This is a genomic window from Streptosporangiales bacterium (assembly GCA_009379955.1).
In the GTDB taxonomy this organism is placed as follows: Bacteria; Actinomycetota; Actinomycetes; order Streptosporangiales; family WHST01; genus WHST01.
The window spans coordinates 34987-44891 of the sequence record WHST01000047.1 but is presented as its reverse complement, the minus strand read 5'-3'; the positions used below and the strand labels follow the sequence as shown (position 1 = coordinate 44891).

General features: G+C 73.8%; 10 protein-coding genes. 1 reads left to right on the top strand and 9 read right to left on the bottom strand.

The window, feature by feature from the left end:
* Positions 1–193: 193 nt before the first annotated feature.
* From GEV10_15640 to GEV10_15615, 6 genes are all read right to left on the bottom strand, one after another.
* Positions 194–2113 (bottom strand): primosome assembly protein PriA, encoded by a 1920-nt coding sequence (locus tag GEV10_15640; protein MQA79889.1) that lies wholly within the window; start codon positions 2111–2113, stop codon positions 194–196.
* A 318-nt stretch (positions 2114–2431) separates the two neighbouring features.
* On the bottom strand, positions 2432–3625 hold the full coding sequence (locus GEV10_15635; GenBank protein ID MQA79888.1) for a methionine adenosyltransferase: 1194 nt from the start codon (positions 3623–3625) through the stop codon (positions 2432–2434).
* Positions 3626–3793: 168 nt separating this feature from the next.
* Entirely contained in the window at positions 3794–5008 is a 1215-nt protein-coding gene (coaBC, locus tag GEV10_15630; GenBank protein MQA79887.1) for a bifunctional phosphopantothenoylcysteine decarboxylase/phosphopantothenate--cysteine ligase CoaBC, read from the bottom strand.
* 15 nt (positions 5009–5023) lie between these two features.
* Positions 5024–5323, bottom strand: coding sequence for a DNA-directed RNA polymerase subunit omega (locus GEV10_15625; GenBank protein MQA79886.1), 300 nt, complete (start codon positions 5321–5323; stop codon positions 5024–5026).
* A gap of 40 nt (positions 5324–5363) precedes the next feature.
* The gene (locus GEV10_15620; GenBank protein MQA79885.1) at positions 5364–5939 is read right to left on the bottom strand and encodes a guanylate kinase; all 576 of its coding nucleotides are present in this window, start codon (positions 5937–5939) and stop codon (positions 5364–5366) included.
* On the bottom strand, positions 5926–6246 hold the full coding sequence (locus GEV10_15615; protein ID MQA79884.1) for a 30S ribosomal protein S13: 321 nt from the start codon (positions 6244–6246) through the stop codon (positions 5926–5928). Before GEV10_15615 ends, GEV10_15620 begins: the two co-directional genes overlap by 14 nt.
* A gap of 130 nt (positions 6247–6376) precedes the next feature.
* Here GEV10_15615 and GEV10_15610 point away from each other — a divergent pair, with 130 nt between their 5' ends.
* Positions 6377–7465, top strand: coding sequence for a hypothetical protein (locus tag GEV10_15610; GenBank protein MQA79883.1), 1089 nt, complete (start codon positions 6377–6379; stop codon positions 7463–7465).
* Positions 7466–7483: 18 nt separating this feature from the next.
* Here the strand turns inward: GEV10_15610 and pyrF are convergent, their stop codons facing one another.
* Genes pyrF through GEV10_15595 form a run of 3 tightly spaced genes read right to left on the bottom strand, consistent with a single transcriptional unit; the run spans position 7484 to position 9836 of the window.
* A complete protein-coding gene (gene pyrF / locus GEV10_15605) occupies positions 7484–8185 on the bottom strand; it encodes an orotidine-5'-phosphate decarboxylase (protein MQA79882.1) in 702 nt (233 codons plus the stop codon).
* A complete protein-coding gene (locus GEV10_15600; GenBank protein ID MQA79881.1) occupies positions 8182–9138 on the bottom strand; it encodes a dihydroorotate dehydrogenase in 957 nt (318 codons plus the stop codon). Before GEV10_15600 ends, pyrF begins: the two co-directional genes overlap by 4 nt.
* An 8-nt stretch (positions 9139–9146) precedes the next feature.
* On the bottom strand, positions 9147–9836 hold the full coding sequence (locus tag GEV10_15595; protein ID MQA79880.1) for a dihydroorotate dehydrogenase electron transfer subunit: 690 nt from the start codon (positions 9834–9836) through the stop codon (positions 9147–9149).
* Positions 9837–9905: the final 69 nt, after the last annotated feature.

The following is a 9905-nucleotide window of genomic DNA, read 5'->3' as shown; positions in this document are numbered from 1 at the left end:
CAGGTTGACGTGCGGGCTCTACCGCACCGTTGTGATCACGCCGTCGCCAGGGACACCGCGGGCCACCCCCTACTTTTCACCCGTAGGGGATGGCCCGCCAGGGTCCCCCAGTGGTTGACGTGATCAACGGGGACTTCACCCTGTGCCGGGACGAGGTGAAGTCCACCGTCACGAGGTGAAGTACGGATCCCACCTAGAGCAGCTCCTGGGGATCGACCTGGACGCGCGCGGTACCCGGCTTCTTCGCGGCGCTCCGGACGGCGAGACCCGCGTGCAGGGCGCGGGCGAGCGCCGCACCCTCGGCGCGCGGCACCCGCACGACGGCCCGGACGTGGTCGGCGCCGTCGCGCGCCGGCACGGGGACCGGGCCGAGCACGTCGACCACCGCCGGCATGCCCTCGATGCGCAGCAGCTCGTCGACGGCGGACGGGTCACCGCTGACCACGGCGGCCCTGACCGCGGGTGGGAACCGCATCTCCTCGCGCTCGGCCAGCTCACGGTCGGCGAAGCCCGCGGTGTCCCACCGCATCAGCGACTGGACCGGTCGGAGGGTGCTCTCGGCCAGCACGACGACCCGCCCGCCGCTGCCACCCGACCGGACGAGCGCGCACGCGTTGGCCCAGCGGCGCAACGTCTCCTCGCCCGCCCGCAGGTCGGCGCGGCCGAGCAGCGCCCAGCCGTCGAGCAGCAGCGCGGCCGCGTAGCCCTGCGCCGCGACCGGCTCAGCCCCCGGTGTGGCGACGACGAGCTGCGGCGTGGCCGACACCTCGGCGAGGACGCCCGAGTCGCCGCCGCTCACCCGCACGGTGACGCCGGGGAAGGCACGGCCGAGCTCCTCGGCGGTGCGCGCGGCGCCGACGACCACCGCCCGCAGCCCGGTGCCGCCGCACGACCCGCATGCCCAGCGCGTGACCGGGCGGCCGCACCAGCGGCACGCCGGCCTGCCTCCCTCGCGGTCCGCGGCGAGCGGGCCGGCGCAGTGCGGACAACGGGCGCCGGTGCGGCAGCGCGCGCACGCCAGCGCGGGGACGTACCCGCGTCGTGGCGTCTGCACCAGGACCGGCCCGTGCTCGAGTGCCTCGTGTGCCGTGCGCCACGCGAGGTGCGGCAGCCGCGCGCTGCGCGCCCCTGGGTCACGCGCCAGCTCGGCGTCGTCGCCAGCGGCGCGGACCGCCGGCATGCGCTCCCGCACCTCCGCGCGGGCGCCGGCGACCACCTGTGCCCAGCCCGTCCGGACGAGCAGGGTCGCCTCGGCCGTCCGCGCGAAGCCGCCGATCAGCGCGGACGCGCCCTGCAGGTGCGCGCGGGTGCACAGCACCTCCCTGACGTGCGGGTACGGGGCACGCGGCTCCGCATGCAGGTCGTCGCCGTCGTCCCAGCACACGACGAGACCGAGGTCGTGGACCGGCGCGAACATCGCCGCCCGGGTGCCGACCGCGACCCGCACCGTGCCGCGGCGAACGGCGAGCCACCGCCGGTAGCGCTCGGCCGGCCCGAGCTCCGCGGTCAGCACGACGTGCCGGCCGGTGCCGAGGGTGGCAACCATCGCGGCGTCGACCCGGTCGAGGTCACGGTGGTCGGGCACCACCACGAGGACGCCGCGACCTCCGCCCGCGGTGCTGACGGCGGCCGCCGCGATCGCGGCGGGCCAGTCCTCGCCTGGCAAAGCGTCCCAGACAGCACGCACCGCGCGCCCCTCCGCGAGGCCGCGCAGGAACGCCGCACCCGCGACGTACCGCCGCCACGACTCCGCCGCCGGCGACTCGCCGACCTCCTCGGGCCGGGCTGCGCCGGCCGGGGGCTCGGCCTCCACCTTCGCGTGCCGGGGTGGGACGGCGAGCCGCAACACGTCGGCGAGGCTGCCCGCGTACCTGTCGGCGACGGCCCGCGCCACGGCCGCGACCTCCGGCGAGAGCACCGGCTCCGCCGACACCACGCGGTCGAGGAACGCCAGCCGGCCCTCGTGCTCGCTGCGCTCGACCCGTTCGAGGACGTAGCCGTCGGCCAGCGCGCCCGCGAACCGCACGCGCACCCGGCAGCCGGGGACGCAGTCGTCGGCGAAGCGGGCAGGCACGAGGTAGTCGAAAGGCCGGTCGAGGTGCGCGAGCGACATGTCGACCGCCACCCGCGCCACCGGACGCTCGGCGGCGGCCTCCACGGCCGGCTTGGTCCGCGACCGCCTGCTCCGGTCGCGGACCAGCGCCAGCTGTTCGGCCTCGGATCCGGTCACGGGTCCGTTCTACCTGACGCCCCCGACCCCGGCCCCGCCGCTTCCACAGGAGCCCCCATACCCCCTTGGTCATGCCGTCCCCTCCGCCGGCAGGGCCTCGTGCCCTGCTGTCGGATCCCAGTGGACAGGCGCGCGCTTACGTCGCGCCTACGCCCCACTTTCGTGTGGGGCGCAGGCACGACGGTGGAGCGGAAGGGTGGGTCAGACGCCGAGGAAGGACCGCAGCTGGTCGGCGCGGTCGGTGCGCTCCCAGGTCACATCGAGGTCGGTGCGGCCGAAGTGACCGTACGCCGCGGTGCCCTTGTAGATCGGCCGGAGCAGGTCGAGGTCGCGGACGATCGCGCCGGGGCGCAGGTCGAACACCTCGCCCACGGCCTTCTCGATCTGGTCGACGGGGATCTGCTCGGTGCCGAACGTCTCGACGAACAGGCCGACGGGGTGCGCCTTGCCGATCGCGTACGCGATCTGCACCTCGCACCGCTCGGCGAGGCCCGCGGCGACGATGTTCTTGGCGACCCAGCGCATGGCGTACGCGGCGGACCTGTCGACCTTGGACGGGTCCTTGCCGGAGAACGCGCCGCCGCCGTGCCGCGCGTAGCCGCCGTAGGTGTCGACGATGATCTTGCGGCCGGTGAGCCCGGCGTCGCCCATCGGGCCGCCGATCTCGAACCTGCCGGTCGGGTTGACGAACAGCCGGTAGCCGGTCGAGTCGATCGCGAACCGCTCGAGGATGGGCTCCACGACGTGCTGGCGGACGTCGGGGGTGAGCAGCGAGTCGAGGTCGATGTCGGCGGCGTGCTGCGACGACACGACGACGGTGTCGAGGCGTACCGGGGTCAGGCCGTCGTACTCGACCGTGACCTGGGTCTTGCCGTCGGGACGCAGGTACGGCACCAGGCCGTCCTTGCGCACCTTGGAGAGCTGCCTGGCCAGCTCGTGCGCGAGCTGGATCGGCAGCGGCATGAGCTGCTCGGTCTCGCTGCACGCGAAGCCGAACATCATGCCCTGGTCACCGGCGCCCTGCAGGTCGATCGGGTCGACCGAGCCCTCGGCGCGACCCTCGTACGCGGTGTCGACGCCCTGCGCGATGTCCGGCGACTGCGAGCCGATCGAGATCGAGACGCCGCACGACGCGCCGTCGAAGCCCTTGCTCGAGGAGTCGTAGCCGATGCCGAGCACGGTGTCGCGCACGATCTGCGGGATCTCGGCGTACGCCTTGGTCGTCACCTCGCCGGCGACGTGCACCTGGCCCGTGGTGATCATGGTCTCGACGGCGACGCGGCTCCTGGGATCCTGCTCGAGCAGAGCGTCGAGGATCGCGTCGCTCACCTGGTCCGAGATCTTGTCCGGGTGGCCCTCGGTGACGGATTCCGACGTGAATAGACGACTGGACACGAGTATTTCCTCCAAGGAGTTGGCTTCGGTCCGGGCAGAGTCTACCGAGAGCGCCGCGCACACAGAACCGCCGTTCGACGGGCGGTACCCCGAAATGACACCGGTCACAGCAGTTGACGCTGGTCACGGCCCCGACCGGCGTGGTCGCTCACGGCCTGTAGGCGTCGCTCAGCCGGTGAGACGCTCCACGACGAGGTCCCACACCCGATCCGCGAGCGCGGTCTTGGCGGACTCCTCGATCTCGGTCTCCGACCCGTCGGCGCCGAGGACGACGGCGGCGTTGTCGGCCGACTCGAAGCCGCGACCGCCGCCGACCTCGTTGACGACGAGCAGGTCGCAGCGCTTGCGCGCGAGCTTCTTGCGTCCGTTGGCGACCGCGTCGTCGGTCTCCGCCGCGAAGCCGACCAGGACCCGCAGGCCGGCCGGACGGTGCGCGCCCAGCTCGGCGAGGATGTCGGGCGTGCGGGTGAGGCGGACCGCCGCCGGGTCGTCGTCGGTCTTCTTGATCTTGCTCGTGGCGACCTCGACCGGGCGGAAGTCGGCGGGCGCCGCGGCCATCACGACGGCGTCGACGTCACGGACGTGCCGCTGGACGGCGTCGCGCATCTCCTCGGTGCTCTCGACCCTGACCACCGTGGCCCCGGCCGGGTCGGGCAGGCCGGTCGAGGCGGTCACCAGCACGACGTCTGCGCCGCGGGCCCACGCGGTCTGCGCGAACGCGTACCCCTGCCGCCCGCTCGACCTGTTGCCGAGGAAGCGCACCGGGTCGAGCGCCTCGCGGGTGCCGCCCGCGGTCACGAGCACCCGGGTGCCGGCGAGGTCGTGGGTCACCCGTCCGCGGTCGAGCGCGGCGCGGGCGACGGCGAAGATCTCCTCGGGCTCGGGCAGCCGTCCGGGTCCGGAGTCGGCGCCGGTGAGGCGGCCGCGCGCGGGGTCGAGGACGAGCACGCCGCGCTCCCGCAGGGTGCGGACGTTGGCGACCGTCGCGGGGTGCTCCCACATCTCGGTGTGCATCGCGGGAGCGACGACGACCGGACAGCGCACCGTCAGCAGGGTGTTGGTGAGGAGGTCGTCGGCGAGCCCGTGGGCCGCGCGGGCGAGGGTGTTGGCGGTCGCGGGGGCGACCACCAGCAGGTCGGCGCGCTGACCGAGGCGTACGTGGGGCACCTCGTGCGCGTCGTGCCAGACGTCCGTCGCGACCGGGTGACCGGTCAACGCCTCCCACGTGGCGGCGCCGACGAACCGCAGCGCACTCTCGGTGGGCACGACGCGGACGTCGTGTCCGGACTCGGTGAAGGCGCGGACCAGCGCGCACGCCTTGAAGGCGGCGATGCCGCCCGCGACCCCGACGACGACCAGCGGTCGTCCTTCGTCACCGGACACGCGCAGTGGGGGGCGCTACTCGCTGCGGGTGGCGGCGAGAGCGTCGTCCTCGGGAGTCTCGACCGTCTCGGTGTCGAGCAGGCCGGCGTGGATCTCGCGCAGCGAGATCGACAGCGGCTTCTCCTGGACGTGGGTCTCGACGAGCGGGCCGACGTACTCGAGCAGGCCCTCGCCGAGCTGCGAGTAGTACGCGTTGATCTGGCGCGCACGCTTCGCGGCGAAGATCACCAGCTGGTACCGGCTCGGCGTGGTCTGGAGCAGCTCGTCGATGGGCGGGTTGGTGATGCCCTCGGCGACCGGCTGGGTACCGGACAAGGCGGTCCTTCCGTGTGATGTGGCGACGCCGACCACCTGGTCAGGTGGCGGGTCGGTGGGGAATTCCCCACAAGGCTACCAGCCGGTCGCAGACCTCCCCCACCGATGTGTTCACCAGGGTCACGTCGAACTCGGACTCCGCGGCGAGCTCGATCCGCGCCTGGGCGAGCCGCTTCTCGACGACGTCCGGCGGCTCGGTGCCGCGTCCGACGAGGCGCTGGACGAGCTCCTCCCACGACGGCGGCGCGAGGAACACCTGGAGTGCGTCGGGCATCGACCTGCGCACCTGCCTGGCGCCCTGCAGGTCGATCTCCAGCAGCGTCGGCACGCCCGCGCCGAGGTGCTCGCGCACCGGGTCGCGCGGCGTGCCGTACCGGTTGCCCGCGAACTCGGCGTGCTCGAGCAGCTCGTCGCGGTCGCGCATGCCGTCGAACGTGGCGTCGTCGACGAAGCGGTAGTGGACGCCGTCGACCTCGCCGGGGCGCATCGCGCGCGTCGTCACCGAGACCGACAGCCACACCTCCGGGTGGTGCTGCCGGAGCCGCGCGACGACCGTGCTCTTGCCGACCCCTGACGGGCCGGACAGCACGACCAGGCGTGGGTCAGTCGGCCGCACCGAACTCGCGCTCGAGCGCGGCGACCTGGTTGGTGCCGAGACCGCGCACCCGGCGGGACTCGGCGATGCCAAGGCGCTCCATGATCTGCTTGGCGCGCACCTTGCCGACGCCGGGCAGCGCCTCGAGCAACGCGGCGACCTTCATCTTGCCGACGACCTCGTTCTGCTGACCCTCGCGGATGACCTCGGCAAGGGTGGCACCGGAGTGCTTCAGTCGGTTCTTCACCTCAGCGCGCGCCCGCCGGGCGGCAGCTGCCTTCTCCAGGGCGGCGGCCCGCTGCTCGGGTGTGAGAGAAGGGAGGGGCACTCGCAGTCACCTCGGTCTCGCTCGTTCTGACGCCTGAACATCGGCCGTCGACGCCGGTGCGTTTCCACCGGGTTCGCGACCGGCCTCAAGGGAACCTAGCGAGTCCAGTCGGCGCAGGGCAACGTGGGGTATGTCGCGCCGTCGTTCCGCGGTCCCGGATAGGGTGCGGAACCGCGTCGAACGTGCCCGAATGACGCGGATGCACCGTGAGATCCACGCCGATCCGCATGCACCGGAGGTCCGCTTGGCCGACGAGCGACGTACCCGTCGCCTCCTGCTCATCGGCATCGTCGTGCTCGCTGTGCTGACCGCGACGACCGTCGTCACCGGCGTGATCCGTTCGGGTTCGTCCGACGACACCTCGCCGCGGACGAGGGGTCCCTGGCGCGACCAGGCGGTGCTCGGCACCCCGCGCGACGACTTCGGCAGCGTCGTCGTCGGTGGGCGGATCTGGGCGATCGGGGGGATGACCGGCGAGCGCGGCAACCTGCTCGACTCGGTCGAGGTCTACGACCCACGCGGCGATGCCTGGTCGGAGGGACCGTCGCTGCCCGAGGCGCGTAGCTCCGTCGGCGCGGCCGCGGTCGGCGGCGTGATCTACACGATGGGCGGCCTGCGTCCACCCACCCGCGTCACCGGCACCGCGGCGGCCCTCGACACGGGCAGTCGCACCTGGACCAGGCTGCCCGACCTGCCGACGCCGCGGTACGAGCTCGCCGCCGTCGCCGTCGGTGACCGCGTGTACGCGATCGGCGGCGACGACGGCGACGGACCGTCGACCGCCGTCGAGATCCTCGACACCCGCACCGGGACGTGGTCGAAGGGTCCCGACCTGCCGCAGGCGAAGTCGAGCCTGCGCGCCGTCGCCCTCGACGGGAGGATCTACGCGGTCGGCGGCATCACGGCCGACCTCGAGACCCGCGACGTCCAGGTCCTCGACCCCGCGACCGGCCGCTGGACGAAGGGCCCCGACCTGCCGGGCCCGCTGGCCAACTTCGGCCTCGGCACCTACGACGGCCGGGTGCACGCCCTCCACCACGGCGACCATTGGACCTACCGTCCGAGCGACGACCGCTGGCAGGAGGCTCCCCCGATGCCCACGAGCCGGCACGGGCAGGGCGTCGCCACGGTGTCCGGCCGCCTCTACGTCATGGGCGGCTGCTCCCCGCAACCCCTGCGCGACGTCAACGTCGTCGAGTCCTACCGAGTGGCGACCTGACGGGTGACCCCGCGGTGTTCAGGCGGTCAGGTGGAGGCGGCGCAGCGAGCTGGCCAGCGCCGCCGCGGCGGCTCCCGGGTCGGCGGCGCCGGTGATGGGGCGGCCGACGACGATCAGGTCGGCGCCGTCGGCGATGGCCTGCTCCGGGGTGGCGATGCGGACCTGGTCCTGCGCGCCCGTGCCTGCGGGACGGACACCCGGGGTGACGAGGACGATGTCGGGGCCCACCTCGGCGCGGACGGACGCGACCTCGCGCGGCGAGCAGACCAGCGCCCGCGCACCGGCCTCGACGGCGCGCACCGAGAGCCGGCGGACGGCGTCGGTCAGCGGGCCGATCAGGCCGATCTCGTCGAGGTCGGAGTCGTCGAGTGACGTGAGCACCGTCACGGCCGCGATCCTGGTGTCGGGCAGCGCCTCGACCGCGGCGCGGATCATCGTGGGGCCGCCGCTCGCGTGCACGGTGAGGAACGTCGGCCGCAGGGACGCGACCGCGCGGGCGGCACCGGCCACCGTGGCCGGGATGTCGTGCAGCTTGAGGTCGAGGAAGATGTCGACGCCGCTGCCGCCGCGGACGCTGGCGAAGACCTGCGGACCGTGCCGCAGGTACAGCTCGAGACCGATCTTGAGCGTGCTCACCTGCGGTGTCACGGCCTCGGCCCAGCGTGCCGCCAGCTCGAGGTCGTGGGTGTCGAGCGCGACGGCGATGGGTGCACGTGTCACTGGCGCACCATCCTTTCTGCGGACGCCGAGACGGCGGGTTGGGGGCGGTGGGCGTGGCCGACGGCGTCGGCGAACGTGGCGAAGCCGCGCTCGGTGAGCGCGGCGGCGAGCTCGTCGTGGACGCGGCGGCACGCGCCCGGGTCGCCGAAGACGGCCGTTCCGACGGACACGGCGTTCGCGCCGGCGAGGACGAGCTCGAGGGCGTCGAGGCCGTGGCGCACGCCGCCCATCGCGAGGATCGGGACGTCGGGCATCGCCGCGCGCACCTGCCAGACGCAGCGCACGGCCACCGGGCGGATCGCCGGGCCCGACAGGCCGCCGGTGACGCCGGCGAGGACGGGACGCATCGTGTCGACGTCGATGACCATGCCGAGCAACGTGTTGATCATCGACAGGCCGTCGGCACCGGCGGCGACGCACGACCGTGCGATCGCGACGATGTCGGTCACGTCAGGGGAGAGCTTGGCGAGGACGGGCACGCCGGGCGCGGCGACCTCGCGCACGCCGGCCACGACCGTGGCAGCGGCGTCCGCGTCGCAGGCGAACACCTGGCCGCGGTTCTCGACGTTGGGGCAGGAGATGTTGACCTCGAGCGCGACGAGGCCGGGCGCGCCGCGCAGCCGCCGCGCCACCTCCACGTACTCGTCGGCAGACCCGCCGGCGACGGAGACGACGACCCGTGCTCCCTGCGCGGCGAGCCACGGCAGGTCGTGGGCCAGGAACGCGTCGATCCCCGAGCCCTGCAGGCCGATCGAGTTGAGCATGCCGGACGGCGTCTCGGCCATCCGCGGCGTCGCCCGGCCCGACCGCGGGTGCAGCATGATCGACTTGGTGACCACGGCACCGAGCGCGGTGAGGTCGACGTACGGCGCGAGCTCCCTGCCGTAGCCCGCGCAGCCCGACGCGGTGAGGATCGGCGCCGGCAGTTCGAGCGAGCCGAGTCGTGTGCGCATGTCGATCACTAATGGACCCCCGCTCCCCAGGTGTCTGCGGGCACGGTGCCGACGTCGGCCCAGCGCACCCGGTCGCCACGGAACACCGGCCCTTCGGTGCACGACCGGGTCATGCGGGTGACGCCGTCGTCGCCCACCACCGGCAGCACGCAGGTCATGCAGACGCCGACGCCGCACGCCATGGCCTCCTCGACCGCGGTGTACGCCGTCACGCCCGCTGCCTCGGCCGCACGCGTGCAGGCCGCGAGCATGGCCATCGGCCCGCACGCGTACAGGCGCGCGGCGCCGCTCGCGGCGAACAGGTCGGGCAGCACGTCGGTGACCATGCCCCTGGTGCCGGCGGACCCGTCGTCGGTGGTGACCGTGACCGAGGCGAAGGTCCGGTCGGCGTCGTCGCCGGCGAACAACCGGTCGGCGGACGCCGCGCCGACCACGAGGTGGGCCGCGGAACCGCCGGCCCGCAGTGCCGCACCGAGCGCGAACAGCGGCGCGGAGCCGTAGCCGCCGCCGACGAGGACGCACGCACGGGGAGTCTCCGGCAGCGGGAACGGCCGGCCCAGCGGTCCGACGACGTCGACCGTGTCGCCGGCACGGCGTTCGGCCAGCCACCGGGTGCCCTTGCCGTGCGTGGCGAAGACGAACTCGATCGTGCCGCCGGCGTCGCCCGCGTAGAGCGAGAAGCAGCGCCGCAGCATCATGCCGGTGTGCCGGCCGCCGACAGCGACGGCGACGAACTGGCCGGGCAGGAATCCCGCGAACTCCGGCGT